The organism is Acidimicrobiia bacterium, assembly GCA_035948415.1.
Lineage (GTDB): Bacteria > Actinomycetota > Acidimicrobiia > IMCC26256 > PALSA-555 > PALSA-555.
In genome coordinates this window covers 49,606-76,197 of the sequence record DASZJD010000009.1, presented here as the reverse complement: position 1 = coordinate 76,197, position 26,592 = coordinate 49,606, and the positions used below count along the sequence as shown (strand labels likewise).

Sequence of the window (26,592 nt, the reverse complement as noted above, 5' to 3'; positions counted from 1 at the left end):
CTGGATGGCGCGGGGCGGGCCGTTGAAGATGAGCTGGGCGAGGATGGCGCTCGACACGTCGACGCGGGCCAGCTCCTCGAGGACGATCGCCGCCTCGATGTCGCCCATCCCCATCCCGCCGTAGGCCTCGTCGACGGTGATCCCGAACAGCTCCGCCTTGCGGAGCGCGTCCCACGAGCCCTCGGGGAACTCCTCGGTCTCGTCCCACCGCCGGGCGTTCGGCGCCAGGTCCCGATCGGCGACCTCCCGCGCCAGCGCTCGCAGCGCCTGCTGATCCTCGGTCTCGGCGAACGGGTCCGCGCCGTTCGGGCCTGCGTCGTGCCTGCCCATCTCCCTACAGCCTATGCGTTGTCGGTCCTCCAGGACCTGACTACCGTGTCAGGGAGCGCGTGCGAACCCCAGCGGAGGATCGGTGAGCCAGGCGACCACACCCGAGTTCGACTACGAGCTCGACTTCGCCACCGGCCAGCCGTACCCGATCTGGGAGCGGGCCCGTCACGAGTGCCCCGTGTTCCGCAGCCACTCGGCGACCCTCGGGTTCACCGATCGCCCGATGTTCTCGGTGACGACGTTCGCCGACGTCGAGGCCGTGCTCCGGGACGGCCAGCGGTTCTCGTCGTCGATCAACGCTGAGCACATCGGGCAGTACATGGGTGAGCTGATCCTGGCCATGGACGGACAGGAGCACCGCAGCTACCGCAACCTCGTCGCCCACGCCTTCCGGGCCTCGGCGCTCGAGCGGTGGGACGCGGCGCTGGTGCGCCCGACGATCACCCGGCTGCTCGACGAGATCGCGCCCCGAGGCGAGGCCGACCTCGTCGAGGCCATCACCAGCAAGTACCCGGTGCAGGTGATCTGCGGGCTGGTCGGGGTGCCCCTCGAGGACAGCGCCCAGTTCCACGAGTGGGCCGAGCAGATCAACACCGGGCCGCTGCACCCGGAGGTCGGGATGGCCGCCTCGCGGGCCATGCGCGACTACCTGGCCCCGATCGTGGAGGACCGGCGCGCCCACCCTCGCGGGGACCTCATCAGCGACCTCGTCCACGCCGAGATCGACGGCGAGCGGCTCACGGACGAGAAGATCTACGGCTTCCTCCGGCTCCTGCTGCCGGCGGGCGCCGAGACCACGTTCCGGGTGATGGGCAACGCCCTGACCGGGCTGCTCACCCACCCGGACCTGATGGTCCGGGTGCGCGCCGACCGCAGCCTGCTCCCGGCGGTGATCGAGGAGACCCTGCGCTGGGAGACCTCCGTCACCCAGGTGAGCCGCGTCGCCGCCGCCGACGCCGAGGTCGGCGGGTGCCCGATCCCGAAGGGCGCCGCGATCAGCGTCATCACCGGCTCGGCCAACCACGACGAGGCCCGCTACGAGCACGCCGACGAGTTCGACCCCGACCGGCCGACCCAGAACCACCTCGCCTTCGGCACCGGTCAGCACCAGTGCCTCGGCATGCACCTCGCCCGCCTCGAGCTGGGGGTCGGCCTCGACCTCATCCTCGATCGGCTCCCGAACCTGCGGCTCGACCCCGACCAGCCGCCGCCGGTGATCGCCGGCCTCGCCTTCCGGGGCCCCGTCAGCCTCCCGGTTCGCTTCGACCCGAGCTGAGCGGCGGGTCGCCCGGGAGCGACTTGCCGAAGCAGCGGCTCAACGGCGACGACCGGTAGTACCCGTACGGCTCGATCGCCTCGTAGCCGGCCGACGCGTACAGGGCCATCGCCTCGGGTTGCCGCAGCCCGGTCTCGAGGAGCAGCCGCCGGTAGCCGAGCTCGGCGGCCCGAGCCTCGAGCCGGGCCAGGACGGCGCGGGCGACGCCCCGGCCCCGCCAGGGCGGGGCGACGTACATCCGCTTCAGCTCGGCCACGCCGTCGGCGTACCGGCGCAGCCCCCCGCAGCCGACCGCGGCGGCGTCGAGCCAGGCGACCACGAACGCCCCGCGCGGCGGCGCCAGGTCCGCGGCGGTGAGGCGGTCAGGGTCGGCGTCGGGCTGCCCGTACCGCGCGTGCAGCTCGGCGAGCAGGTCTCGCACCAGTGGCGCCGCCGCCGGCGAGTCGGGCCGGTCGTCGGCGATCTGGACGCTCACCCCAGGAGCTGACGCCACTGCTCGAGCGTGGGCAGCCGGAACACGTAGTTGTGCCGGCGCGTCTCGCCCATGGTCGCGAACGGGGCCTCCGAGTACCGGTGGCCGGGGTACAGAACCGTGTCGTCGGGGACGGCGGCCAGCCGCTGGGTGAGGCTCTCGTACATCTGGTCGGCGTCGCCGCCGGGCAGGTCGGTGCGACCGCAGCCGTCGAGGAAGAGGGTGTCCCCGGCCACGAGCTTCTGATCGACGATGAAGCACTGGCTGCCCGGCGTGTGACCGGGCGTGTGGACGAGGTGCACGGGGACGTCGCCCACCGTCACCGTGTCGCCGCTGTCGTGCCGCACCAGGTCGGTGTCGCTGACCCCGGTCGCCCGCCGAACCCACTCCGCCTCGTCGCGCTGGACGTGCACCGGCGCCGACACGTCCGGGAGGGCGAGGAGCTCGCGGATGCCCTCGATGCCGTAGCCCATGAGGTCCCCCCCGACGTGGTCGGGGTGCCAGTGCGTCGCGAGGACGCCGGTCAGCCGCAGCCCGTCGGCCTCGAGGATCTCGACGAGCTCGCGCACGCCGTACGCCGGGTCGACCGCGACCGCCTCGCCGCGGTCTCGGTCGCCGATCAGGTACACGAAGTTCACCATCTGCGGCGCGATCGCGTCCTGGCGGGCGAAGTCCCTCCCCGCGAGCAGCTGCCGGAAGTAGAGCTGGTCGGTCACGAGCCACCGACGCCTCGGTCGGGCGCGCGGGAGCGGGGCTCGGCACCGAACCCGACGAACGACATGGTCCTCCCGAACGCCTCGACGACGGCCGCCGCGGCCGTGGCGGCCGCAGCGTACCGTCGGGGCGCGACGTAGCCTGTCGCGGTGGTCGTCGGCTACCGCACCTGCCCCCTCTGCGAGGCGACCTGCGGGCTCGAGCTGCACGTCGACGACGGCGCGGTCACGCTCGTGCGCGGGGACCGCGACGACGTGTTCAGCCACGGGTTCCTCTGCCCGAAGGGCAGCGCGGTGGGGAAGGTCGACACCGACCCGGACCGGGTGCGCCGACCGCTCCGCCGCGACGGCGACGGCTGGCGCGAGGTCGGGTGGCCGGAGGCGTTCCGAGCCGTCGAGGCCGGCCTGACCCCGATCCTCGAGCGCGGCGGCCGCGACGCCGTCGCCGTGTACCTCGGGAACCCGAACGTCCACAACCTGGCCGGGCTGCTGTACAACCGGGCGCTGCTCCAGGCCCTCGGGTCGGTGAACGTCTACTCGGCCAGCACGCTCGACCAGATGCCGAAGCAGGTGTCGGCGGGCCTGATGTTCGGGGCCGGGCTGTCGATCCCGGTCCCCGACGTCGACCGCACCGACCACCTGCTCCTGCTCGGCGCCAACCCGTTCGCGTCGAACGGGAGCCTGCTGACCGCGCCCGACCTCCCGGGGCGCCTCCGCGCCCTGCGGGCTCGCGGCGGTCGGCTCGTCGTGGTCGACCCCCGTCGCACGAAGACCGCCGAGGAGGCCGACGAGCACGTCTTCATCCGACCCGGCACGGACGCGTACCTGCTCGCCGCGATCGCCCACACCCTCTTCGCCGAGCGGCTCGCCGACCCGGGGCGGCTCCGGCCGCACCTGTCGGGGCTCGAGACCGTCGAGGCGCTGGTGCGCGAGTTCTCGCCCGACGCGGTCGCGGCGCCATGCGGCGTGGACGCCGACACGATCCGCCGCCTCGCCCGCGAGCTCGCCGCGGCCCGCCGGGCCGCGGTGTACGCGCGGCTCGGCACCTGCGCCCAGGAGTTCGGGACCCTGTCGTCGTGGCTTGTCGACGTGTGCAACGTGCTCACCGGCAACCTCGACCGGCCGGGCGGGGCGATGTTCACCCGCCCCGCCACCGGCGGCGCGAACACCGGCGGGAAGCCGGGGGTCGGGCGCGGGGTGCGCTTCGGCCGACGCGCGAGCCGGGTGCGCGGCCGGCCCGAGGTGTTCGGCGAGCTGCCGGTCGTCGGCCTCGCCGAGGAGATCACGACGCCGGGCGACGGGCAGGTGCGCGGCTTCGTGACCGTGGCCGGCAACCCCGCGGTGTCGGCCCCGGACAGCGACCGCCTCGACGCCGCCCTCGGCACCCTCGAGTTCATGGTCAGCGTCGACCTCTACGTCAACGAGACCACCCGCCACGCCGACGTCATCCTCCCGCCGCCGCCGCTGCTGGCCCACGGCCACTACGACGTGGCGCTGTACGCGCTGGCGGTCCGCAACGTCGCCAACTACTCGCCGCCGCTCATCCCGCTCGGGCCCGACGAGGTCGACGAGTGGGAGACGCTGCTCCGCCTGGCCAACATCGTGGCCGGCGCCGGCGCGGACGCCGACCCGCACGCCCTCGACGACGCCATCGTCGCCGGGCTGGTCGACAAGGCGGTCCAGCGACCGGGCTCGAACGTCGCCGGCCGCGACGCGTCCGACCTGCTGGCGGCGCTCGCGGGTCGGCGGGGCCCGGAGCGGATCCTCGACCTCATGCTCCGGACGGGCCCGTACGGGGACGGGTTCGGCGCCGACCCCGGTGGGCTCACCCTCGCTCGCTTGGAGGCCGAGCCCCACGGCGTCGACCTCGGCCCGCTGACCGAGCGGGTGCCGGAGGTCCTGCGCACCCCGTCGGGCACGATCGAGCTCGCGCCCGAGCTGCTGGTCGCTGACGTCGAGCGGCTGCGCGCCGGCCGGTCGCGGCCGCCGAACGGCACCGTGCTGATCGGACGGCGCGACCTGCGCTCGAACAACTCGTGGATGCACAACGTCGAGGTCCTCGTGAAGGGCCGCGACCGCTGCACCCTGCTCGTGCACCCCGACGACGCCGAGCGGCTGGGCCTGCGGCCCGGAGGCCGGGCCACGGTCGCCGGCCCCGGCGGGTCGGTGGTGGCGCCGGTCGAGGTCAGCGACGAGATGATGCCCGGCGTCGTGAGCCTCCCGCACGGGTGGGGCCACGATCGCGACGGCGTGCTGCTCGGCGTGGCCGCCGGTCGGCCGGGCGTCAACAGCAACGTCGTGGCCGGCGCCGAGCGGTGCGACCCGCTCTCGGGCAACGCGGTCCTGAACGGCGTCGCCGTCGACGTGGCGCCGGCCTAGGCGGTCAGCCCTCGGCCATCTGGCCCATGAGGTCGATGAACGCGTCGACGTCGCGCGTCTTGCCCACGACCATCTCGTGCTGGGAGCCGAGACCGCCCGGGAACTCGGGGGGCACGAAGAACTCGAAGCCGTCAGCCTCGATCGCGTCGACGAGGCTGGCGGCGCACTCGTCAGCCGGCACGAACGGCCCGGCGTACAGCGCAGGGTCGTTGCCGGGCAGGTCCCAGATCTCGGTCCCGATGGGCCCCGGCAGCGCCAGCTTCACCTCGACGCCGGTGCCGCGCAGGTCGATCGCCATCGATTCGCTCCACCCGCAGAGCCCGAACTTCGAGGCGCAGTAGGCCGCCTCGTGCGCGATGCCAAGCCGGCCGCCCATGCTCGAGACGTTGACGACGCAGCCGGAACCCCGCTCGATCCACCGGGGCAGCAGCGCGAGCGTCATCCGCACCGGCGACGTGAAGTTCACCCGCATCGTCTCGTCCACCAGCTCGGGCGTGAGCCGAGGCACCGGCACCCGCTTGGGGATGGCGGCGTTGTTCACCAGGCAGTCGAGGCCGTCGAAGACGTCCCAGCACTCGAGCGCCACACCCGCGGCGGCATCGAGGTCGCCGAGGTCGACGGCCCACAGCCGCGACCGCGGCGAATGCTCGGCGCAGCGGGCGAGCACCGCCTCGAGGCGATCGCGCCGACGCGCGACGATCCCGACGGTCGCGCCGCGCGCCGCCAGCATCGGTGCGAGCGCGGCGCCGATTCCGGACGACGCGCCGGTCACCAGGAACGTCGAGCCTTCGATGCGCATGCGGGCCGGGACGGTACCATCCGGCCCCCATGCCAGACGTGGTGGTCATCGGCGCCGGCATGGCCGGGATCACCGCCGCGCGCGACTGCGCGCGCGCCGGGCTCGACGTCGTCGTCGTCGAGGCGCAGAGTCGGATCGGCGGACGGGTGCACACCGCTCGGGACTTCGGTGAGCACCCGGTCGAGCAGGGCGCCGAGTTCGTCCACACCGCCGAGGCCGACACCTGGCCCGAGATCCACGCCGCGGGCTTCGAGACCATCGAGTGCGACCCCGGCTCGGGGTTCGAGCTCTCCGTCGACGGCCGGTGGTCGCCGGAGCTGTTCGGAGACCCGTCGCTGGCCCGGCTGGGCGACCTCCTCCAGGACGTGGACTCCTACACCGGACCCGACCGCACCGTCGCCGAGCTGCTCGCCGACCGCCACCTCGAGGGGCCCGCTCGTGTCCTGGCCGACCAGATGCTCACGCTGCACCCGCTCGGGGACGCCGACCAGCTCTCGGTGCTCGGCCTGCGCGACGACCGGGTCACCGACCTCGAGCGGGGGTGCGACTGGCGGCTCGCGGCCGGCTACGACGCGCTGCCCGCGCACCTCGCCACCGGCCTCGACGTGCGGATCGGCTTCACCGTGACCGACGTGCGCTGGGACCGGGACGGCGTCGCCGTCACCGCGGGCGGCGGCGAGTCGATCCGAGCCCGCGCCGGCGTCTGCACGCTCCCGGTCGGCGTCCTGAAGGCGCACACGGTCCGCTTCGAGCCCGACCTGCCCGCCGCCAAGTGGCGCGCCCTCGACGGGCTCGAGATGGGCGCGGTGCTGAAGCTCCTCTACCGGTTCCGGGAGCCGTTCTGGAACCCGGAGCTCACGATGCTCGGCTGCGACGGCCCCGTCCGCCTGTACTGGACGCCGCTCTACGGGCGCGCCGACGCCGAGCCCGTGCTCACCGCGTACGTGACCGGCCACCGGGCCCGGGCGCTGTCGGCGATGCCGGAGGCGGAGGCGGCGAGGGTCGGGCTCGCGGACCTCGACCGGCTGTTCCCCGGCCGCCGGCCCTCGGCGCTCGTCGAGGCGTGGCGACGCGTCGACTGGTGCACGAACCCGTGGACCCGAGGCGGCTACAGCTTCGTCCGCTACGGCGGCGCCGGCGCCCGGGCCGCGCTCGCCGCGCCCGACACCGGCAACCTGTTCTGGGCCGGCGACGGCACGTCCACCACGACGATCGCCGCGGTCGTCCACGCCGCGTACGCCAGCGGTCGCCGCGCCGCCGCCGAGGTGACGGCCCGGCTCGGCTCGGCGTGACCGCGGGCTCGGCGCGGCGCGATCAGTCGTCGCTGGCGGCCCGCGACTCGCGCGCCGCCCAGCCGAACACGCCCTTGGCCATCGTGGACGTCGCGTCGGCGACCCGGCGCTCGTAGACGTCGGCCCGGGCCCGCTGCACCACCCGGTCGGCGGGCGCCGCCAGCGCCGCCCACTCGACGACCTGCGCGGCGAGACGCAGGTCGCCGGCGTCGGCCAGCTCGAGCGCCCGCTCGGCGAGGCGTCCGGGTCCGCCGGCGAGCGCCGCCACCTCGGCCGCCACGTCGCGATCGGGCGCGGGCTTGAGCCGAGACGGGTTGCCGTCGTACCAGCCGCCGTAGAGGCGCCAGACGTTGCGGACCACGAACTCCGGCTCGTCGTAGACCGGCCGCAGGTACGGGCGCTCGAGCAGGTCGGCGGGCGCGCGGACGGTGTGGATGATCTCGTCGAGCGGGGCGCCGGCGTTCATGAGCTCGAGCGTGGCGCCGAGGAGGTGCTCGAGGAGGGCGGCGGTGTCCGTCAGCGCCTGTCGGACCCGATCCGACCCGACGACCGGGAGGCCGTGCCCGGGCAGCAGCGTGGTCGCGCCGAGCGCGGCCATCGTGCGGAGCGCCGCCGCCCAGTCGCCCGGGTAGCGCTGCACCTTCTGGGGGTTGCCGCAGTTCGGCGACGCCCAGATGAACAGGTCGCCGCTGAACAGGACCCCGCGCGCCGGGACCCAGGCCCAGGTGTGGTCGTCGGTCTCGCCGCGGGCGTGGTGGAGCTCGACCCGCTCGCCGCCGACGTCGAGGTCGAGGCGGTCGCGGTAGGTGCGGTCCGGGTAGCGGTACTCCTCCGGCCAGACGAACTGGCCGCCGGCCAGCGAGAACTGGCGGCGGTTGATCACCGTGTTGTACCCGATGGTGGCGCGGTAGCGGTCGAAGCGGTCCGCCACCGCCTCGTGCGCGACGACGACGGGCGGGGGTGCCCCCCGCTCGGCGTTGTCGGCGTCGTAGCGCTCGACGCCGAAGCAGTGGTCGATGTGGCCGTGCGTGAACACCACCGTGTGGACGGGGTCGCCCGTCCAGCGGCGGATCGTGTCGTGCGCGGAGCCGGACAGGAGCGCGCTGCCGGTGTCGACGAGCACGAGCCCGTCGTCGGTCCGCAGCGCGCTCACGTTGGCGAAGGAGGCGACGAACCCGGTGCCGGCGGCGGGCTCGGCGAGCTCGTTGAAGTGCGAGAACGGGTGGACCTGGGTGGTGTCGACCGCGCCCCGCCAGAGCCGGTCGGCGAGCTCGAGGAGGTCGGTCACGCTCAGGCCGCGATCTGCACCGGGGTCCCGAGCGGCAGGAGGGACGCCAAGGCCGTGATCTTGTCGTTGCTCATGCGGATGCACCCGTGGCTGACGCCCTGCCCCAGCACCGAGGCGTCGTTGTTGCCGTGGATCCCGAGCTCGGCGTCCCCGCCGTCGAACGCCGTCAGGGCGTCCGAGTGCCCCGACAGCCCGTACGCGTACGGCCCGTACACCGTGGTCGGATCGGGCGCCTTCAGCAGCACCCGCAGGTAGAAGGTGCCGGTCGGGGTCGGCGTCGCGGGGGCGCCGACCGCGACCGTGTCCTGGGTGACGACGGCGGTGCCGCTGTAGACGGTCAGGTGACGGGCCCCCAGCTGGACCACGATCCGGTACGGGTCCTCCTGCAGCACCACGTCACGGCTCCGCACCCAGCCCGTCGTCCCGTTCGGTCGCACCGGCAGCTCGAGACGGAGCCACGACCCGAGGCGGCGCTCGACCAGCAGCACCTGCGGCACCCGGAGGCTGGCGTCGCCGTTCAGCAGCCACGGGCTCGGGAACGTCCACGACGGCGAGGCCGCCGCCGGGGAGGCGTACACGGGCAGCGTCGGGCCCGTCGGCTTCGCCACGCAGCTCACCGGGGTCGCGAACAGCGGCGTCGAGCACGGAGGCGGCGTGACGACGCGCGACAGGCTCGGCCGGCCGTTGGATCCGCCGCCGCAGGCGGCGAGCACGAGCGCGAGGCTCATGAGCACGAGCAGGCGGTGGGCCACCGGCGCGCATGCTAGGGGAGCCGAACCGCGCTGCTCGGCCGCCGCGTCGTCGCGGGGACGCGCCGGCGCGGCGTCGACGCCGCCCCCCGGACCCGGCGGCCTCCTCTACTGTGGCCGAGTGGAGGACGACGCGCGCCGCTGGGCGGCACTCGACCTCTACGACGACGAAGCCCCCGAAGCCGAGGACCGCCTCGCCGCCCTCCGGTTCCTGGCCGCCCGCGGCGCGACGGACGACGAGCTCCGGCGCGCCGCCGCGGAGGGCGGCCTGCCGGCGCTGGCCGGCGAGCTGTGCATGCGGCGCCGCCGTCGCACGCCGCGCGACGTCGCCGCCGCCGCGGGCGTGCCGCTCGAGGAGGCCACGCTCATTCTGCGAGCCGCCGGCCTCGGCGACCCGGGCGTGGACGAGCCGCGCCTCCTCGACAGCGACGTCGACACCATTCGGCTGGCCGCGGCGGCGGCGGAGCTCTTCGGGCTGGAGTCGACGCTCCAGTTCACGCGCGTGCTCGGCGCCGCGCTCACAAGCGTCGCCGACGCCGCGATGACGAACTTCGGCCAGAACGTCGCGCCGGTCCTGGACGCCGAGGGCGCGGGCGAGCTCGAGCGGGCCCAGGCCATCGACTTCGCGACGCGCTTGCTCGTCGACGAGGTCCCGGGGATGATCGCCGACATCTTCTTCCACTACTGCGAGGACGCGGTGCGGCGCACGGCGGTGTCGGGCGCGTCCGCGACGTCGGACCTGACCGTCGGCTTCTTGGACCTGGTCGGGTCGACCGCGCTCGCCGAGCGCCTCTCCCCGGCCGAGTTCGGGGGTCTGATCAGCGCGTTCGAGCGCGACGCCACCGAGCGGGTCGTCGCCGCCGGCGGCCACGTGGTGAAGACGATCGGCGACGAGGTGATGTTCGTCGCCACCGACGCCGGCAGCGCGTGCGAGGTCGCGCTCGAGCTGGCCCGGCGCGTCGACGACGACGCCCTGCTCCCGCGCCTCCGCGGCGGGCTGGCGGCGGGGGGCCTGGTGCGCGGCTACGGCGACTACTACGGCCCGGTCGTCAACACCGCGGCCCGAGCCGTCAAGCTCGCCGATCCGGGCGCGATCTGGACGACCGACGAGGTGCGCCGCCGGAGCGACGCCGACCGCTTCGCCTTCGACCCCCTCGGCGACCACGTGCTTCGCGGCTTCGGTCGGGCGGTGCCCCTGTTCGCGCTCCGGCGGTCGTAGTGGCGCGAGTCCGCCGCCAGCTGCTCGACGCCGCCGCGGAGCTGTCCGCCCGCGACGCGCGGCTCGCCCGCTTCATCACCGCGGTCGGGCCGCCCGATCTCCGGCGGGGCCGTCCGCCGGGCACCCACTTCGCGGAGCTGGTGCGGGCCGTGTGCTACCAGCAGCTGGCGGGAGCGGCGGCGAGGGCCATCCACGGGCGGCTCGTCGCCCTCTTCGCCGACGGGCCGACGCCCGAGGCGGTCCTGGCCCTCCGCGCCCAGCGGCTCCGATCCGTCGGGCTGTCGGCGGCGAAGGCCCGCACGATCCGAGACCTGGCGCGGCGCGTCGTGGACGGCGAGGTGCAGCTGGATCGGGTCGCCCGCCTCCCGGACGCCGAGGTCGTGCGCGAGCTCACCCTCGTGCAGGGGATCGGGCCCTGGACGGCCGAGATGTTCCTGATCTTCCAGCTCGGTCGCCTCGACGTGTGGCCGGTCCAGGACTTCGGGGTGCGGAAGGGCTACGCGCGCATCCACGCCCTCGACCCGCCGCCGACGGCCAAGGAGCTCGAGCCGCTCGGCGACCCCTACCGGCCGTACCGCACCGTGGCGGCGTGGTACTGCTGGCGGGCCGTCGACACCGTGCTGCCGACGGGATGAGTCAGGCGATCCACTCGCGGCCCCACAGGGTGCCGCGCACCTGGTACTGGTGCTCCATGTCGCGCGCCTGGGCCGCCAGCGGCGGCAGCCCGACGCGGAACCGGCGCTCGTCGACCGCGGCGGGCTCGTCGATCGGCCACGGCGAGAGCGTGGCGTCGTCGTGCACGACGAACTGGGAGCCGTACACCTGGGGCTGCCCCTCGCTCATGCGCACCCGGTCGAGGAGGCAGGCGTAGTGGGAGGGGTGGGCGTCGCCCTGGTCGACGGCGGCCTCGAGGTGGGGGAGCGCCCGCCGCTGCAGGTCGGTGTCCCCGAGCTGCACGACGAGCCACGCCGCCCGCTCGCCCTCCTCGCCCACGAGCCGGAGGCCGGGCCACATCTCGTAGTCGTCGAGGATGGCCCAGAGCCGGTCGGCGTGGCGGGGGTCACCCGGCCGGACGGCCATCGCCACCAGCTCCGCGCGCAGCGCGTCGTCGCGCGGGCGGGGCGGTCGCGGCATCGAAGGGGAGGATAGGCCCATCGGCCTCCTGGAGAGCCCCCTCGTGCGCCGCCTCCGTCCGGGAGTCGCGGCGACGCTCGACGCCGTCGCGCCGTTCCGGGCGGCGTGGGAACGATCGAACGCCGCCGACCGCGACGGGGACGGGCCGCTCTGGCTCGTGCTCGGCGACTCGACGGGGCAGGGCATCGGGGCCCCGGCCTTCGACCGCGGGTACGTCGGGCAGCTGCGACGGCTGCTCGAAGCGCGAGACGGACGCCGGTGGCGCCTCGCGAACGAGTCGGTGTCGGGCGCCCGGCTCCGCGACGTGCCCCGCCAGCTGCGGGCGCTGTCGACGCTGCCGGCGGCGCCGGACCTCGTCACGTGCGCGGCCGGGTCGAACGACCTGGCCTGGCGTCCGGGGCTGCGGCGGCCTCGGCGCGACCTCGAGCGGGTGCTGGCGGCGCTGCCGACGGGGGCGGTCGTCGCCACCCTGCCGCGCGGGCTGGGCCGACGCCGCACCGAGATCCTGAACGACGTCGTCCGCACCGAGGCGTCGGCTCGTGGCCTCGTGGTCGCCGACGTCTGGGCCCGCACCGGGTCGCCGTGGGCGGGCAAGCTCGCCGCCGACGAGTTCCATCCCAGCGAGCGCGGCTACCGGGACTGGACGGCGGCGTTCGCCGCCGCGCTGGGGCTCCCCCTCGACCCGACGGGGTAGCGGCGGCTCAGCGGGCGGGGTCGGCGGCCAGCGCGTCGTCGGCTTCGATGCCGAGCACCGCGAGCAGCCGACCGAGGCCGAGGAACACCGCGCAGCAGAGCGCGAGGTCGAGGATCTCCTCGTCCGCGAAGGCGGCGCGGAGCCGTTCGAACAGCTCGTCGTCGATGCCCTGGTGGTCGACCGCGAAGCGCTCCGCGAACTCGATGGCGAGGCGCTCCCGCGGCGTGTACGCGGCGTCGTCGGGCTCGGCGACGTGGTCGTAGAGGTCCTCGGTCGCGCCACCGGCGCGTGCGGAGCCGGCGCGGAAGTCCCGGCAGATCGAGCAGTCGTTGAGCTGGGCGATCCGCATCCGGGCCGCCTCCCGCTCGCGAGCCGGGAGGCGGCTGCGGTGGTAGGGACCATCGATCATGGCCTGCACCGTCGGCAGGAGCTCGGGCCGCAGGTTCCACACCTGCACGGGAGCACCCCCCGGGCCGTCCGGGACCTCGAGGCGGGGGCGCATCGCCGGCAGTCTCGCGCCGGGCCTCAGGCGTCGGCGGCGTCGCGCGCCGGGGCCGGGCTCCACGGCGACTCCGGCCGGGCCTGGGCCACGCCGTCGATCCGGTGCTCGGTCCGCTCGGCGTAGAAGCAGAGGCGTCCGGCGATCGGCGCGACGGCGTCGATCGGGTGCTCGTAGGCCCACGCCACGTCCCGGTGCTCGCCGCTCGGGCCTCGGAACGACCAGTACGACGCCTGGCCCTTGAATGGGCAGACGGTCTCGGTGGGGGTGGCCTCGAGCCGGTCCATCTGCACGTCGGCGCGCGGGAAGTAGTGCCGGGGCGGCAGGCCGGTCTCCTCGAGCACGACGGTGTCGGTCGACGACGCGACCAGGGTCCCGTCGACGAGCACCTCCACCCGCCGCGGGTCGTCGTGCAGCGTGATCCGATGGCCCTCCACGGCGGCGAGCCTAGGGCGACCTGTCACACTTCCCGCCCACGAGACGAGGAGGGGGCATGGAGCCGCAGGGGATCGCCGTCGTCACCGGGGCCGGCCGTGGGATCGGGCGCGGGGTCGCGGTCGAGCTGGCCCGGCGGGGCTTCGACGTCGTGGCCACGATGCGCGACCCCTCGAAGGGGTGGGACCTGCCCGAGGAGGTGGACGACGCCGCCGGATCGGTCCGGATCGAGCGGCTCGACGTCACCGCGCCGGCGTCGTTCCACATGCCGTCGGGCCTCCGGGTGCTGGTGAACAACGCCGGCGTCGAGGCGCCGCACCCCGCCTTCGAGGACACCCCGCTCGAGCTGTGGCGGCACATGTACGAGACGAACGTGTTCGGCCTCATCGAGGTCACGCGACCGGCGATCCCGGTGCTGCGGGCGAGCGGCGGCGGGGTGGTGTGCAACGTCACCTCGTCCTCGATCCTGGCGCCGGTGCCCTTCTACGCCCCGTACCGCTCGAGCAAGGCCGCGGTGAGCGCGATCGGGGAGAGCCTGCGCGCCGAGCTGGCGCCCTTCGGGATCCGCGTGCTCGAGATCATGCCGGGCCCGATCGCCACCGAGATGTTCGAGGGCTCTGGTCGCGCGCCCGAGGCGATCGACCACGCCGAGTACCGCGCAATGGCCGAGCGGTACCACGCCGGCCGGCAGGGGATCGAGGCGATGGTGACGTCGGTGCGCGACGCCGCGCGCGCGATCGTCGACGCCATCCTCGACGACGACGCGCCGCTGCGGGTCGGGTGCGACCCCTTGTCGGTCGGCATGCTCGAGGCCTGGCGCCGCCAGTCGGACGAGGCGTTCCAGCTGTCGATGCTGCCGGCCTGGACCGGCGCCGCGTAGCGTCCCGACCCGTGCGACTGTCGCGTCGGTGGGTCCCGCGGGTCGGTCGGGCCGCCCGCGCCCGGCCGCCGGCGACGCCGGTCGGGCGGCTGGAGGCGATCTTCGTCACCGACGCCGGCGGCGCGCCGATGCGGTCGGTCGAGTCGGTCGAGGCCGTCGCCGGGTCGGGGCTGCGCGGCGACCGGTACGCCGAGCACGCCGGCTACTGGAGCCCCCTCGACGAGTGCCAGGTGACCCTCATCGCCGGCGAGGTGCTCGACGAGGTGACGCGCGTGTACGGCGTGGCGGTCCACCACGGCGAGCACCGGCGCAACCTCGTGACCCGGGGCTTCGACCTGGTCGACCTGACCGGTCGCTCGTTCACGATCGGCGACGTCGAGCTCGCCTACGACCGGCCCCGCCCGCCGTGCCGGTACATCGCCTCGATCACCGAGGCGGGCATGACCCGCGCCCTCGGCGCCCGGCGAGGTGGGATCTGCGCCCGCGTCACCGAGGGCGGGTGGTTGCGGGTCGGCGACGAGGTCGCGCTGCCCTGAGCTACGGGCAGTGGCCGCCCCACGGGCCGGCGCCCTGCCACTGGTACGCGCCCCAGGCGACGTCGTCCTGGTCGAACGGCGACGCCTGGTCGGGCCGGACGCCGATGAGCGCGGTCCGCCCGATGTGGTTGGCGGCGCCGTCCCAGGTCGCCTGCAGGAACTGGTAGGCGCCCATGTAAGGCCCGGCGGGGTTGTAGGCCCGGTAGTTGCCGCCGCTCTCTCGGGCCCGGATGCAGGTCAGGAACGGGTCGTCGTGGTGGGGGTTCGCGCCGGGCGTCGGGGTGTACCCGGGGCTCGGGGCCGGCGGCGCCGCCGGCGCGGGCGCCGGTGTCCCGCCCGTCGGCGGCCCGGTCGGACCCGCGGCCGGGGGCGCGGTGGACCCGGCGGGGGCGCTCGGGCCCGTCGAGGCGGCCGCGGCGACGAGCTGGCTCTGGCGGGCCTGGGCCGCCCCGAGCCGGGCCTCGAGCACCTGGCCCTGGGCCTGCAGGGTCGTCAGGGCGCCGGCGGCGTTTTGCTGCTCGGCTCGCAGCGTTCGCTCGCGGGCCCGCAGCCGGTCGTCGGCCCGCCGCAGCGCGAGGAGCACCCGGTCCTCCCGGGCGTTCAGGACCCGGAGCCACTGGGTCTGACGGGCGGCGGCGAGCACGCTCTCGCTCGTGATGATGGCGCCGAGCTCCTGGGAGCCGGCGCTCTCGTACGCCGCCACGGCCCGGCCGGTGGCGGCCCGGACCGCGGCCGCCTCCTCGGCCCGGAGGGTGGGCAGCTGGGCCTCGACACCGGCGATCTCGCCCTGCAGCGTGGCGTAGCGGCTGAGGGCGCCGAAGTACGCGCCCGAGGCGGCGTCGGCCTCGGCCCGGAGGGCCTGGACGCTGGCGTCGCCGCCGGTCCCCCCGCCGGTCTGGGCCCCGGCCGGCGGGGCCAGCGCGAGGGCGCCCACGGCGGCGGCGATCCCGAGACCCGCCCACGCCCGCGTGCGCACGGTCAGGATCAACGGCGGGGGCCTCCAGGCTCGGGGCCCCGGCTCGCGACGAGCCAGGACCCGGGTGGAGCGGAAACCCCAAGGGTAGTGCCGGCCGCGGCCGCCGCCGACGTCCGCGCCGGTACGCTCGTTGGCCCGCCGCCCCCCGGGAGCCCCCCATGACGAGCAGCACCACGGACCGCCGGGCCTCGCCGCCCCGGCCGGCGCCGGGGTGGGGCCGGGCCTCCCGCCCCTCCGGCGACGGGGGTCACCCCTGACCGGGCCGCCGCTCACGCCGGTCCCGCCGTCACCGACCCGCTGGGCCCTGCCCGACCCTCGCGGCGCCGCCGAGGAGCTCGTGGCCCTCGGCGCTGACCTCGAGCCCGGGACGCTCCTGGCCGCCTACGGGCAGGGTCTGTTCCCGATGCGCCTCGAGGAGGGCGGCCCGCTCGGCTGGTGGTCGCCCGACCCGCGGGGCGTGATCCCGATCGCGGGCTGGCGGGGCGCCCGGTCGCTGCGCCGGTCGGCGCGCCGCTACGACGTGACCGTCGACACCGCCTTCGTGCCCGTCATGCGCGGCTGCGCCGACCCGTCCCGCCCGAACGGCTGGATCGACGAGGAGTTCATCGCCGCGTACGCGCGGCTGCACACCCTGGGGTGGGCGCACAGCGTCGAGGTCTGGGGTCCGCCCGCCGAGGGCCCGCCGCTGCTCGTCGGCGGCCTGTACGGCGTGGCCGTCGGCGGGTTCTTCGCCGGCGAGTCGATGTTCCACCGGGCTCGCGACGCCTCGAAGGTGGCGGTGGCGGCCGTGATCGAGCGGCTCGGCGCCGGCGGCGGGGTCCTCTTCGACGTGCAGTGGTGCACGCCGCACCTGGCGACGCTCGGCGCCCTCGAGGTGCCCCGCGCCCGCTACCTCGAGCTGCTCGACGACGCGGTGTGCCGGCCGCAGCTGCGGCTGGGCTGAGCGGCCGTCAGGACGAGGCGCGGTCGGCGGCGACGGCGTCGAGCAGCTCGTACTCGACCTCGGTGTCCGGCGCGTGCTCGAACTCGATGACACCGATCTCGGTGAACCGGTCGCGCAGCCAGCCGTCGCCGGCGTCCAGGAGGCCAAGCTTCTTGCAGTTCGGGACGATCTTCGAGAACAGCGAGGCCTGGAACGGGTTGACGCCCGGCCGGCGGACCTCGAACAGCATCCGCGTGATCGTCTCCCGATCGATGCCGCAGCGCTCCCACACCGTGTGCATCATCAGCCGGTCGCGCATGCGGAGCGCGGCCTCGAACGCGAACTCCTGCCGCTCCCGGATCTCGGCGGCGTCGAGCCCGGCGTAGTACTCCTGCAGCGACAGGACGCCGAAGGCGACGTGGCGGGCCTCGTCGGACAGCACGTAGCGGAGCAGCTTCTTCAGCAGCGGCTCGGCGGTCACCTGGTGCATGAACCCGAAGGCGGCGAGGGCCAGCCCCTCGATCATGATCTGCATGCCCATGTACGTCATGTCCCAGCGGTGGTCGCGGATCACGTCGTCGATGAGGAGCTGGAGGTTCGGGTTCACCGGGTAGCCGCCACCGAGCTTGCTGTCGAGGTAGCGCGAGAAGACCTCGACGTGGCGGGCCTCGTCCATCACCTGCGTGGCCGCGTAGTACTTGGCGTCGATCCACGGGACGGTCTCGACGATCTTGGCCGTGCAGACCAGCGCGCCCTGCTCGCCGTGCAGGAACTGGCTCATCCGCCAGCGGAAGGCCTCGACGGCGAGCTGGTTCCAGTGGGTCTCGTCCCAGCTCTGGAGCGGCGACCCGGGCAGGTCGGTGAGCAGGCGCCGCAGCGGGGCCATGGCGAGTGACATCTCCTGGGCGACCGCCTCGACGTCCACGTCGGTGCTCCAGTCGAGGTCGGTGGCGCCGTTCCACTGCGACGTCTTCGCCCGCTCGTACAGCTTCGAGAGCCCCTGGCGGCTCCGGTCGTAGTCCCAGGTGAAGACGGCGTCGCCGCCGACCGCGGTGGCGTGGGCCTCGACGCCGAAGTCCACGTCGTCGTCGGCCAGGATCGACTCGACGGCGTTGACGTCGTCGCGCCCGAGGGCCTGGAACTCGGCGTGGTCGATGCTCATCGGGCTGCTCCCAAGATCGTGCCGCCGACCGGGCAACGGTACCCTGCGGGGCGTGGGCGACCTGCTCGTGTACCACAACCCACGGTGCTCGAAGTCCCGCGGCGCCCTGGAGTTGCTTGCCGAGCGCGGCGCCGACGTCGAGGTCGTCGAGTATCTGCAGACGCCACCCGACCGGGCGACGCTCGAGTGGATCCTCGACACGATCGCCCCGCCGCCCGCCGACCTGGTCCGCGTCGACGGCCGGTTCCAGGAGCTGGGCCTCGACCCCGACGGGTACCGGACCCGGGACGCGGTGGTCACGCTGCTGCTCGAGCACCCGGAGCTCATGCAGCGGCCGGTCGTCATCCGGGGCGAGCGCGGGCTCATCGCTCGACCGTCGGAACGGGTCCTCGAGCTCCTGGACGACCCGGGGCGACGCTGATGCCGGCGGTCAGCGAGGACGACGTCCGGGCCGAGCTCCGGGCCTTCCTCGACGAGGCGTGGGACCCCGACCTGACCGTGGGGGAGTGGTGGGCCCGCCTCGCCGACGCCGGCTGGGCGGTGCCGACCTGGCCCCGCGCCTGGTTGGGCCGAGACCTGCCGCGCGAGCTGGTCCCGATCGTGACGGCCGAGCTCCGCGCCGCCGGCGCCATCGGGGCGCCGGCCGGGCTCGGGATGCTGCTCGCCGGGCCGACGATCCTCGCCCACGGCACCGACGAGCAGCGCGACCGCTACCTGCGGCCGATCGTCACCGGCGAGGAGGGCTGGTGCCAGCTCTTCAGCGAGCCCGGCGCCGGCTCGGACCTGGCCAGCCTGCAGGCTCGAGCGGTGCGCGACGGCGACGAGTGGGTCATCACCGGGCAGAAGGTGTGGACATCGGGCGCGACGATCGCGGACCTCGGGATGCTGCTGGCCCGCACGAACCCGGACGCCCCGAAGCACCAAGGGATCACCTACTTCCTGTTCCCGATGCACCAGCGCGGCGTCGAGGTGCGCCCGCTGCGCGAGATGACCGGCCGGGCCCTGTTCAGCGAGGTGTTCTTCGACGACGCCCGCGTGCCCGACGCCGCCGTGCTCGGGGGCGTCGACCAGGGCTGGGCGGTCGCCAACACCACCCTCGCCGCCGAACGGGCGGGTCTCGGGACCGGCGGCAGCGGCGCCGGCGGCGCCGCCTTCCCGGGCCGCAAGGGCGGCATGCTCGAGCAGCGCGCCGGGGACCTCGCCGAGCGCGTGGCCCGCAGCGGCGCGGTCCAGCCCGCCGCCTTCGGCCAGGCCTTCGACCTGCTGCGCGGCCTGGCCGAGAAGCTCGGGCGGCGCGACGACCCGCTCGTGCGCCAGCGCCTGGCCGAGCTGTACAGCCTGAACGAGGTGGGCCGCATGACCGCGCTGCGCGTGAAGGCGGCGCGCAGCGCAGGGCGCGGCCCGGGTCCGGAGGCCAACACCGCCAAGCTGCTCATGAGCCGGGTGGCGCGCCTGGCCCGTGACCTCGGCCCCGAGGTGCTCGGCCCCGAGGGCATGGTGATGGGGCCCGAGACGACGGGCGGCGGCGTGGCCCAGGCGATGACGCTCTTCGCGCCGGCGCCCTCGATCTACGGCGGCACCGATGAGATCCAGAAGAACATCATCGGCGAGCGGGTCCTCGGGCTGCCGAAGGAGCCCGGTCCCGACAAGCAGACGCCGTTCCGCGAGCTCAAGGTCGGCACTCAGGGCGGCTGACCGTGGCCACGCCCGCCGGTGACGTGCGCGCGACCGGGCGGCCCGCGGCGCCGTCGGTCGTCGTCGACCCGCAGGAGTTCCTCCCGCTGCCGGAAGCCGGGCGCCGGGTCACCCGGCGGCGCCGCGTCCGCCTCGGCGACGTGACCGCCGGCGGCCGGCTCCGGCTCGACGCCCTCGCCCGCTACCTGCAGGACGTCGCCGACGATGACGTCGAGGAGGTCGGGCTCGTCGGGGTGTGGGTCTTGCGCCGGCTCGCCCTGGCCCTCGGCGAGCTGCCGCGGTTCCAGGACGACGTCGAGCTGACCACCTTCTGCAGCGGCGCCGGCCGCCGCTTCGCCGAGCGGCGCACCATCGCCGTCGTGGACGGCCGCGTCGCCGCCGAGGCGGTGGCGCTGTGGGTGTACGTCGACGACGCCGGCCGGCCGGCGCCGATCCGGGACCGCTTCTTCGACCTGTACGGCGGCGCCGCCGGCACGCGTCGGGTGACGAGCCGGCTGCGGCACCCGCCCCCGCCGCGTGGCTGCGACCGTCGGCCGTGGCCGCTGCGGGTCACCGACGTCGACGTCGTGGACCACGTGAACAACGCGGCGTCGTGGGCCGCGGTCGAGGACGAGCTGGCGCGTCGCGCGCCACGACGGCTGGCTCGGGCCGAGATCGAGTACCGGGTGGCCGTCGACCTCGGCGAGACGGTGGAGCTGCGGACGGCGCCGGACCGCGAGCGGCTGGCCTGCTGGCTCACCTGCGACGACGAGGTGCGCACCTCGGCGCTCGTGACCTTCGGCTGACCGGCGCTGGCGGCGAGGCCGACGGTCACGGGCTCGGCGGTCGGCTCCTCCCGGCGAGGCGTCGCCGGTCGGGACTCAGAGGTTGGCGACCCGGAAGGACTCGACTGTGACCTCGGTCGTGGACCAGGCCTGCACGCCGACCCGGTCGCCTCGGCAGGGCTCGCGGCCGAGCTCGACGGTGGCCCGGCTGAGCGCGGGCACGTCGAGCACCTGGTCGCCGTCGACGACCACGGTCAGCTGGTCGGCCCGCAGCGTGATGCGCACGACGTGGCGCCCGTACAGCAGCGCCGGGTCGGTGACCGGCGCCTGGGCCACGGGGCGCCAGTGCTGCCGGTTCCCCTCCCAAAGCCGCACGAGGTAGCCGCCGCCGCCGGCGATCGGGTCGACGTCGAAGGAGTAGCCCGTGATGCGCTCGCCCTCGTCGATCGAGCCGCGGAAGATGACGCCGAACCCGGAGCCGGCGCGGAAGTCGAACGCGGCCTCGAGGATGCAGTCGCCGGGAGCGGTGAGGTCGGTGAGCGCCCAGCGGGCGTCGGCCCGGCGGAGCGCCAGGGTCCCGTCGTCGGCCATGGCGGTGGCGGGGAAGATCCCGCCGATCTGCCACCGGGCGCTCGCGCGCTCGAACCGAGGCGTGGTGTCCACCGGCGTGGCGGCCGGGGGCTCAGGGACCGGCGCCGCGGCCAGGGGCTCCGGCGCGGCGGCCGGAGGCGCCGGGACCGGCGCGGCGGGGGCGCCGGTGCCCGCGTTCCAGGTGATCGGGTTCGCCGGCCCGATGATCGGCCTGGTCTCGTCGGGGCGGCCGGGGGTCAGCACGTCGACGTCGTCGCCCCGGACCTCGGTGGGCTCCGGGGCCGCGAGCTCGGTCGCCGGCGGCGCCGGGGACGGCGCGCTCATCGGGTCGTCGACGACGATGGCGTCGAGGACCTGGACGCCGAGGTCGATCGGCTCGGGGATCGGCTCGGCGGGGCCGGAGTCGGCGAAGGGGTCGTCGACCACGACGCCGTGCCCGTTGCCGCTCGGCGGCTCGGGCGGAGCGGGCGCAGCGGGCGGGGGCTCGATGGCGGCGCCGGGGCTCGACTGGCCGGCGGCGGGCGGGACCCCGAACGGGTCGGGGGGCAGCGGCGGTGGGACGAGCGGGTCCTCGGCCGGCGGCGGCGCGAACGGGTCGCGCAGGGTCGCGGCGGCGGCGGCCTGCGGGTCCACCGGGCCCTCGAAGGGGTTCGAGGGGGCTCCGGCGACCGGCTCCGGCGCGGGCCACTGGGCGGCGGTGGGCATCGGCTCGGCCGGCGCGGGGGGAGGGGGCGCGGGGGGTCGCAGCACCTCGGGGATCACCGGGGCCGGCTCGGGCGAGAAGGGGGCGGGCGCGGCGAACGGGTCGGCCGTCGGCCCGGTCGCGGGCGGGGGGGCCGTCGGGGGCGCCGTCGGCGCGGAGCCAGGCCAGAACGCGTCCGGATTCACGGCGTTCGGGTCGGCTGGGGCCGCGCCGGCGTCGGGGGTGGCGAAGGGGTCGGTCGGACCCGGGCTGGCGAAGAACTGCTCGACCGCCGGCGGCACCTCGTCGGTGTGGAGCGCCGCGTAGGGGTCGGCGGGGGTCGGCGCAGGGCTGGCCAGGGACCGCGGCTGCAGGATCATCGCCCGGATGCGGGCGGCCTCGTCGGGCGAGGCGCCGATCAGCTCGATCAGCTTCTGCTCGATGGCGTCGGGGGTGCCGCCGAGGGCGGTGGCGAGCGCGGCGAGGTCGGGCTCGCGGAGGGGGACGCGGCTGCCAGGCGGGAGGCTCCGGAGCTCGTAGATCATGGCCAGGTACTCGCGGAGGAGACCGTCGGGCTGGGCCGGCTCCCGCAGCCGGCGAATGGTGTCGCCGACGCCGATCGTCGCCAGGTCGGGGCTGATCTGGAGCGAGTCGCGCTGGGGGAGGAGCTCGGAGACCTCGACGCCGCACGACCCGGCCAGGCACCAGAGGTCGCTCTCCGGCACCTCGGCGCGCCCCCGCTCGTACGCGGCGAGCTCCCGGCGCGTCAGTCCGGCCGACCGCGCCACCACCCCTCGAGAGAGGCCCTGCTGCTTCCGAACCTGGCGGAGGTGGCGTCCGACGTCCTTCGGCGAGGGCTGGTCCGACCCGCTCCGCTCGGCGGTCTTCGCCATGGCACGCGTATCGGCGCGCGAGCGCCGAGGCTGTAGGGCGTATGGTCCGGCGCCGGCGTCGGCGAGGGGAGCGGATGGACGAGGCGCCCGAGTTCGAGGGCAAGGTCGTGCTCGTCACCGGCGGCGCGTCCGGCCTCGGCGCCGCCGCGGTGGGGCTGCTGGCCGACCGCGGCGCCCGGGTCGTGGTGGCCGACCTCGACGCCGCCCACGGCGAGGCGGTCGTCCGCGACGTGCGGGCTGGGGGCGGCGACGCCGCCTTCCAGCCCACCGACGTGACCCGGGAGCCCGACGTGGCCGCCGCCGTGGCCGTCGCCCTCGACACCTTCGGTCGCCTCGACGGTGCGATCAACAACGCCGGCACCACCGGCCCGTCGGCGTCGACCGCGGACTACTCGCTCGACGACTGGAACCGGGTCCTGGCCCTGAACCTCACCGGCGTGTTCCTGGGCCTCAAGCACGAGATCCCGGCGATGCTCGCCCAGGGTGGCGGCGCGATCGTGAACACGTCGTCGGGGGCGGGACTGGTCGGGTTCGCGGGGCTGCCGGCCTACGTCGCCAGCAAGCACGGCGTCGTCGGCCTCACCCGCGCCGCCGCGCTCGAGTACATAAAGGACGGGATCCGCATCAACGCCGTGTGCCCGGGCAGCACCCGCACGCCGATGCTCGAGGGCTTCATGGGCGGCGACCCCGCGATCGAGCGGGCGATGGCGCAGTCGGCGCCGATCGGCCGCCTGGCCCGGCCCGACGAGATCGCGCAGGCGATGGTGTGGCTGCTCTCCGACGCCGCCTCGTTCGTCGTCGGTCACGCCTTCGCGGTCGACGGCGGCGCCGTCGTCACGTGACCAGCGTCAGATCTGGTCCCACACCATCGGGTCGTCGGCCGGCGCCTCGCCGAGCATCTCGACCGGGTCGTGCTTGTCGATGTGGCCGATGAGCCCGGTGTAGATGCCGTAGCCGACCAGACGGCGGAGTCGCGGCGAGAAGCCCGCGGCGACGTCCCGGGGGATGCCGAGCTGCTGGTTCTCCTGCTGGCGGATCCAGCCCGCGCAGTAGTTCATGGCGATCCCGACCCGGCGCTCGTCGGTCTGGTTGCCGCCGCCGCCGTGCCAGAGGCTGCCGTGCCACACCAGCACGCTCCCCTTCGGCATCTCCGCCGCGATCGAGTCGTAGGGCGCGCCGTAGTCGGGGGAGTGGTCGGCGGTGTGCGTCCCCGGGACGATGCGCGTGGCGCCGTTGCGCTCGGTGAAGTCGGTGAGGGCCCACATGGTGTTGCACACGGTCGGCACGTGCGGCTTCGGGAGCGGGATCAGCTGGTCGTCGGCGTGGATCGGCTGGGCGGTCTCGCCGGGGAGGATGGCGATCGACGAGAGCGAGGACACGAGGCAGCCCGGGTCGAGGACTCGCTCCACGATGGGCAGCACGTGCTCGTGCACGGGGATGGCCTCGTAGAGCTTGCCGAAGGCGAGCAGGTTGTAGATGCGAACGGTTCGGGAACCCTCGAAGCTGTTGTCGGACGGCTGGACCTGGAAGCAGTCCTCGAGGCGAGCCAGGTCGGCGGTGAGCGCGTCGACGAGCTCGGGCTCGATGGCGCCCTCGAGGATCGCGTAGCCGTCACGGTCGATGGCGGCGACGTGCTCGTCGACGGAGAGGGTGTCGAGCACGACCCGAGGCTACCTTCAGCGCCGTGGCCATCTACGCGCTCGGTGACGCCGTGCCCGACGTGGACCCGGAGGCGTGGGTCCATCCCGACGCCACCGTCATCGGGAGCGTGACGATCGGGCCGGGCTCGACGGTCTGGCCGCAGGCGGTCCTGCGCGGCGACTACGGCTGGATCCGCATCGGGGCCCGGACCTCGATCCAGGACGGGACGGTGATCCACTGCACGGCCGAGCTGCCCACCGTGATCGGCGACGACTGTGTCATCGGCCACCTCGCCCACCTCGAGTGCTGCACGGTCGAGGACCGGGCGCTCGTCGGCACCAACTCGGTGGTCCTCCACCGGGCGACCGTCCGCACCCACGCGCTGGTCGGCGCCAGCGCCCTCGTGCCGAACGACATGGAGGTGCCCTCCCGGGCGATGGCGCTCGGCGTGCCCGCCACGCTGCGCCTCGACGCGGTCACGCCCGACATGATCGAGCCGAACGCGGCGAACTACGTGCGCAACGGCCGCCGCTACGCCGCCGAGCTGCGGCGACTCGACGGGCCCGGCCGCTAGCACCACGCGCCGGCCCGGCGCCGATTCCCCGCGCCGATATAGTCGGGCCGCGCGCCACGCTCCGCGGCACGAAGCACGCAGGACGCGGCGCCGAGGGGGAGGGTTCGGGTGCGGGGGGACTCGAAGCGCGGGCCGAGCGTCGCCCGTCGCCGCCGGGGGGCACGGACCTGAACGTCGCCGGCTCCCGCGTCGTCGTCACCGGCGCCTCGCGTGGCCTCGGCGCGACGCTCGCCACCCGCCTCGCGGCGCGCGGCGCGGACCTCGCGCTCGTCGCCCGCTCGGCCGAGCCGCTGGCGAAGCTCGCCGCCGACCTCGGCGGCGCCGCCTACCCGGCCGACCTCGCCGACCTCGACACGATCGACCCGCTCGTGCACCAGATCGCGACGCGGGGGCCCGTCGACATCCTCGTCAACAACGCCGGCCTCGACCTCACCGGCTCGTTCACCGACCTGGCGCCGGACCGGATCCAGGCGCTGGTCACCGTCAACCTGCTGGCGCCGATGCTGCTCTGCCGGGCGGTGATCCCGCGGATGCGGGAGCGCGGCCGCGGCCACATCGTGAACGTGTCGTCGATCGCCGGCACGAACGCGCTGCCCGGGCTCGTCCCCTACGCCACCTCGAAGGCGGGCCTCAGCCACTTCACGGCCTCGCTGCGCGCCGAGCTGAAGGGGACGCCGATCACGACCACCCTGGCCGAGATCGGCCCGGTCACGGGCACGATGATGGAGAGCCTGCGCGGGCACGAGCCGACCCGACGGGCGCTGGCGCGCCTCGCCTCGCTGCACCTGGCCCTGGACCTGGACATGGACGACGTCGCCGACGCGCTCGTCCACGCCATCGAGCGTCGGCGCCGGCACGTGCGGCTGCCCCGCCGAGACGCGCTGTTCCCGATGCTCGTCGAGACGCCGCGCCGCCTGACCGAGTGGCTGCTCGCGGGCGTCGACGCCGAATGAGCATCCCGCGGACGGCGGCGGACCTCACCCCCGCCTGGTGCACCGAGGCCCTCGGGCGGAGGATCACCAGCGTCGAGTCGACGCCGCTCGGCGTCGGCGTCGGCCTCGTCGGCCAGCTCTTCCGCGTCGAGCTTGCCGGGCCGGACGGGTCGAGCGTCCTGATCGCCAAGCTGGCCGCCCCGACCGACGAGACCCGCTTCGTGGCCACGGTCTTGAACATGTACGGGCGTGAGGTCGGGTTCTACACCGAGCTGTCTGGCCGCACGGCGATCGGGCACCCCGCGTGCCACTACGCCGCCCACGACCCCGCGACCCAGGACACGGTGCTCCTCCTCGAGGACGTCGCACCGCGGGGCCGGGCCTTCGACCAGGTCGCGGGCTGCACCGTCAGCGAGGCGCGGCCGGCGATCCGCACGCTGGCGCGGCTCCACGCCTGCTTCTGGGACGACCCGGCCTTGGCCGAGGTCGAGTGGCTGCCCCGCCTCTGCGACGATCCGTATCCCGGCGCGGTCGCGATGGCCTACGAGCTGGCGTGGCCCCGGTTCCAGGAGCTGTTCCCCGACGCGATCACCCCCGCGGTGCGACGCTTCGGCGACGAGTTCCCGGCGCGCATCCCCGCGTTGTTCGCGAAGCTGTCCGAGCCGCCGCTCGTGCTCGCGCACGCGGACTGGCGGCTCGACAACCTGTTCTTCACCCCGGACGGGGAGGTGGTCGCGGTCGACTGGCAGCTCGTCGACCGCTCGGTCGGGCCCCGCGACCTCGCCTACCTGGTGACCCAGAGCCTGAACGTCGACGACCGCGCCGGCTACGAGGCCGCGTTCCACACCTACGTGGCCGACCTCGCCGAGCTGGGCGTCGAGGCCCCACCCGAGTGGGCGTGGGAGATGTACCGCTACGGGGCCGCCCTCGGGTTCGCCTACCCGGTCATCGCCGCCGGCGCGCTGACGATCGAGGACGCCCGCCACGTCGAGGTGTGCCGGGCCCTGCTCGACCGGAGCCTCCAGGCCATCGCGTCGCTCGACGCCTTCGCCCCGCCGCTCTAGC

Annotated in this window: 29 protein-coding genes; 16 read left to right on the top strand and 13 right to left on the bottom strand. The window is 75.0% G+C overall.

Going from position 1 to position 26,592, the window contains the following annotated elements:
- The coding region (locus VG869_01365; protein ID HEV3449829.1) for an acyl-CoA dehydrogenase family protein at positions 1-330 on the bottom strand (330 nt) is incomplete at its 3' end.
- Between the two features lie 82 nt (positions 331-412).
- Here VG869_01365 and VG869_01360 point away from each other — a divergent pair.
- Entirely contained in the window at positions 413-1,606 is a 1,194-nt protein-coding gene (locus VG869_01360) for a cytochrome P450 (GenBank protein HEV3449828.1), read from the top strand.
- On the opposite strand, the gene VG869_01355 is transcribed toward VG869_01360, so the two are convergent.
- Both VG869_01355 and VG869_01350 read right to left on the bottom strand, forming a co-directional pair.
- Positions 1,575-2,081, bottom strand: a complete 507-nt coding sequence (locus VG869_01355; protein ID HEV3449827.1) for a GNAT family N-acetyltransferase — start codon at positions 2,079-2,081, stop codon at positions 1,575-1,577. The genes VG869_01360 and VG869_01355 overlap by 32 nt on opposite strands.
- A complete protein-coding gene (locus VG869_01350; GenBank protein ID HEV3449826.1) occupies positions 2,078-2,794 on the bottom strand; it encodes an MBL fold metallo-hydrolase in 717 nt (238 codons plus the stop codon). Before VG869_01350 ends, VG869_01355 begins: the two co-directional genes overlap by 4 nt.
- Positions 2,795-2,941: 147 nt before the next feature.
- On the opposite strand from VG869_01350, the gene VG869_01345 reads away from it, so the two are divergent.
- A complete protein-coding gene (locus tag VG869_01345; protein ID HEV3449825.1) occupies positions 2,942-5,170 on the top strand; it encodes a molybdopterin-dependent oxidoreductase in 2,229 nt (742 codons plus the stop codon).
- Positions 5,171-5,174: 4 nt separating this feature from the next.
- On the opposite strand, the gene VG869_01340 is transcribed toward VG869_01345, so the two are convergent.
- Complete coding sequence (locus VG869_01340) at positions 5,175-5,969, bottom strand: SDR family oxidoreductase (GenBank protein ID HEV3449824.1); 795 nt, start codon at positions 5,967-5,969, stop codon at positions 5,175-5,177.
- A gap of 29 nt (positions 5,970-5,998) precedes the next feature.
- Here VG869_01340 and VG869_01335 point away from each other — a divergent pair, with 29 nt between their 5' ends.
- Positions 5,999-7,261: an NAD(P)/FAD-dependent oxidoreductase gene (locus VG869_01335; protein ID HEV3449823.1), complete on the top strand. Its 1,263-nt coding sequence runs from the start codon at positions 5,999-6,001 to the stop codon at positions 7,259-7,261.
- 22 nt (positions 7,262-7,283) lie between these two features.
- Here the strand turns inward: VG869_01335 and VG869_01330 are convergent, their stop codons facing one another.
- Together VG869_01330 and VG869_01325 are read right to left on the bottom strand one after the other, a co-directional pair.
- Positions 7,284-8,549, bottom strand: coding sequence for an alkyl sulfatase dimerization domain-containing protein (locus VG869_01330; GenBank protein HEV3449822.1), 1,266 nt, complete (start codon positions 8,547-8,549; stop codon positions 7,284-7,286).
- Positions 8,550-8,551: 2 nt separating this feature from the next.
- The gene (locus VG869_01325) at positions 8,552-9,301 is read right to left on the bottom strand and encodes a L,D-transpeptidase (protein ID HEV3449821.1); all 750 of its coding nucleotides are present in this window, start codon (positions 9,299-9,301) and stop codon (positions 8,552-8,554) included.
- Between the two features lie 118 nt (positions 9,302-9,419).
- On the opposite strand from VG869_01325, the gene VG869_01320 reads away from it, so the two are divergent.
- Positions 9,420-10,517 (top strand): adenylate/guanylate cyclase domain-containing protein, encoded by a 1,098-nt coding sequence (locus VG869_01320; GenBank protein ID HEV3449820.1) that lies wholly within the window; start codon positions 9,420-9,422, stop codon positions 10,515-10,517.
- Positions 10,517-11,152 carry a DNA-3-methyladenine glycosylase 2 family protein gene (locus tag VG869_01315; GenBank protein ID HEV3449819.1) on the top strand — a complete coding sequence of 212 codons (636 nt, stop codon included), beginning with the start codon at positions 10,517-10,519 and terminating at the stop codon, positions 11,150-11,152. The genes VG869_01320 and VG869_01315 overlap by 1 nt, the downstream gene beginning before the upstream one ends.
- A 1-nt stretch (position 11,153) precedes the next feature.
- Here VG869_01315 and VG869_01310 read toward each other — a convergent pair whose 3' ends face one another.
- Positions 11,154-11,651: a DUF6624 domain-containing protein gene (locus VG869_01310; protein ID HEV3449818.1), complete on the bottom strand. Its 498-nt coding sequence runs from the start codon at positions 11,649-11,651 to the stop codon at positions 11,154-11,156.
- A 43-nt stretch (positions 11,652-11,694) separates the two neighbouring features.
- On the opposite strand from VG869_01310, the gene VG869_01305 reads away from it, so the two are divergent.
- Positions 11,695-12,345 (top strand): SGNH/GDSL hydrolase family protein, encoded by a 651-nt coding sequence (locus VG869_01305; protein ID HEV3449817.1) that lies wholly within the window; start codon positions 11,695-11,697, stop codon positions 12,343-12,345.
- Between the two features lie 7 nt (positions 12,346-12,352).
- Here VG869_01305 and VG869_01300 read toward each other — a convergent pair whose 3' ends face one another.
- Both VG869_01300 and VG869_01295 read right to left on the bottom strand, forming a co-directional pair.
- Positions 12,353-12,847 (bottom strand): carboxymuconolactone decarboxylase family protein, encoded by a 495-nt coding sequence (locus tag VG869_01300; GenBank protein ID HEV3449816.1) that lies wholly within the window; start codon positions 12,845-12,847, stop codon positions 12,353-12,355.
- A gap of 23 nt (positions 12,848-12,870) precedes the next feature.
- Complete coding sequence (locus VG869_01295; protein HEV3449815.1) at positions 12,871-13,281, bottom strand: DUF427 domain-containing protein; 411 nt, start codon at positions 13,279-13,281, stop codon at positions 12,871-12,873.
- A gap of 56 nt (positions 13,282-13,337) precedes the next feature.
- Between VG869_01295 and VG869_01290 the strand changes: the two genes are divergently transcribed.
- A complete protein-coding gene (locus VG869_01290; protein HEV3449814.1) occupies positions 13,338-14,159 on the top strand; it encodes an SDR family NAD(P)-dependent oxidoreductase in 822 nt (273 codons plus the stop codon).
- Between the two features lie 11 nt (positions 14,160-14,170).
- Positions 14,171-14,695, top strand: a complete 525-nt coding sequence (locus VG869_01285) for an MOSC domain-containing protein (protein ID HEV3449813.1) — start codon at positions 14,171-14,173, stop codon at positions 14,693-14,695.
- A gap of 1 nt (position 14,696) precedes the next feature.
- On the opposite strand, the gene VG869_01280 is transcribed toward VG869_01285, so the two are convergent.
- Positions 14,697-15,683 (bottom strand): transglycosylase family protein, encoded by a 987-nt coding sequence (locus VG869_01280; GenBank protein HEV3449812.1) that lies wholly within the window; start codon positions 15,681-15,683, stop codon positions 14,697-14,699.
- A gap of 118 nt (positions 15,684-15,801) precedes the next feature.
- On the opposite strand from VG869_01280, the gene aat reads away from it, so the two are divergent.
- The gene (aat, locus tag VG869_01275) at positions 15,802-16,614 is read left to right on the top strand and encodes a leucyl/phenylalanyl-tRNA--protein transferase (protein ID HEV3449811.1); all 813 of its coding nucleotides are present in this window, start codon (positions 15,802-15,804) and stop codon (positions 16,612-16,614) included.
- Between the two features lie 7 nt (positions 16,615-16,621).
- On the opposite strand, the gene VG869_01270 is transcribed toward aat, so the two are convergent.
- Positions 16,622-17,755, bottom strand: a complete 1,134-nt coding sequence (locus tag VG869_01270; GenBank protein HEV3449810.1) for a ferritin-like domain-containing protein — start codon at positions 17,753-17,755, stop codon at positions 16,622-16,624.
- Between the two features lie 52 nt (positions 17,756-17,807).
- Between VG869_01270 and VG869_01265 the strand changes: the two genes are divergently transcribed.
- From VG869_01265 to VG869_01255, 3 genes are read left to right on the top strand one after another with little or no spacing between them, the layout of a single operon-like run.
- Complete coding sequence (locus tag VG869_01265) at positions 17,808-18,176, top strand: ArsC/Spx/MgsR family protein (GenBank protein HEV3449809.1); 369 nt, start codon at positions 17,808-17,810, stop codon at positions 18,174-18,176.
- Positions 18,176-19,450: an acyl-CoA dehydrogenase family protein gene (locus tag VG869_01260; GenBank protein ID HEV3449808.1), complete on the top strand. Its 1,275-nt coding sequence runs from the start codon at positions 18,176-18,178 to the stop codon at positions 19,448-19,450. Before VG869_01265 ends, VG869_01260 begins: the two co-directional genes overlap by 1 nt.
- A gap of 2 nt (positions 19,451-19,452) precedes the next feature.
- Complete coding sequence (locus VG869_01255) at positions 19,453-20,235, top strand: acyl-ACP thioesterase domain-containing protein (protein HEV3449807.1); 783 nt, start codon at positions 19,453-19,455, stop codon at positions 20,233-20,235.
- Positions 20,236-20,310: 75 nt separating this feature from the next.
- Here the strand turns inward: VG869_01255 and VG869_01250 are convergent, their stop codons facing one another.
- A complete protein-coding gene (locus VG869_01250; GenBank protein HEV3449806.1) occupies positions 20,311-22,380 on the bottom strand; it encodes a helix-turn-helix domain-containing protein in 2,070 nt (689 codons plus the stop codon).
- 74 nt (positions 22,381-22,454) lie between these two features.
- On the opposite strand from VG869_01250, the gene VG869_01245 reads away from it, so the two are divergent.
- Positions 22,455-23,222, top strand: coding sequence for a glucose 1-dehydrogenase (locus tag VG869_01245; protein ID HEV3449805.1), 768 nt, complete (start codon positions 22,455-22,457; stop codon positions 23,220-23,222).
- Between the two features lie 6 nt (positions 23,223-23,228).
- On the opposite strand, the gene VG869_01240 is transcribed toward VG869_01245, so the two are convergent.
- A complete protein-coding gene (locus VG869_01240) occupies positions 23,229-24,041 on the bottom strand; it encodes a phytanoyl-CoA dioxygenase family protein (protein ID HEV3449804.1) in 813 nt (270 codons plus the stop codon).
- A gap of 23 nt (positions 24,042-24,064) precedes the next feature.
- Here VG869_01240 and VG869_01235 point away from each other — a divergent pair, with 23 nt between their 5' ends.
- From VG869_01235 to VG869_01225, 3 genes are read left to right on the top strand one after another with little or no spacing between them, the layout of a single operon-like run.
- Positions 24,065-24,595: a gamma carbonic anhydrase family protein gene (locus tag VG869_01235; GenBank protein HEV3449803.1), complete on the top strand. Its 531-nt coding sequence runs from the start codon at positions 24,065-24,067 to the stop codon at positions 24,593-24,595.
- Positions 24,596-24,618: 23 nt separating this feature from the next.
- Positions 24,619-25,548 carry an SDR family NAD(P)-dependent oxidoreductase gene (locus VG869_01230; GenBank protein ID HEV3449802.1) on the top strand — a complete coding sequence of 310 codons (930 nt, stop codon included), beginning with the start codon at positions 24,619-24,621 and terminating at the stop codon, positions 25,546-25,548.
- Positions 25,545-26,591: a phosphotransferase gene (locus VG869_01225; protein ID HEV3449801.1), complete on the top strand. Its 1,047-nt coding sequence runs from the start codon at positions 25,545-25,547 to the stop codon at positions 26,589-26,591. Before VG869_01230 ends, VG869_01225 begins: the two co-directional genes overlap by 4 nt.
- The last annotated feature ends 1 nt before the right edge of the window (position 26,592 follow it).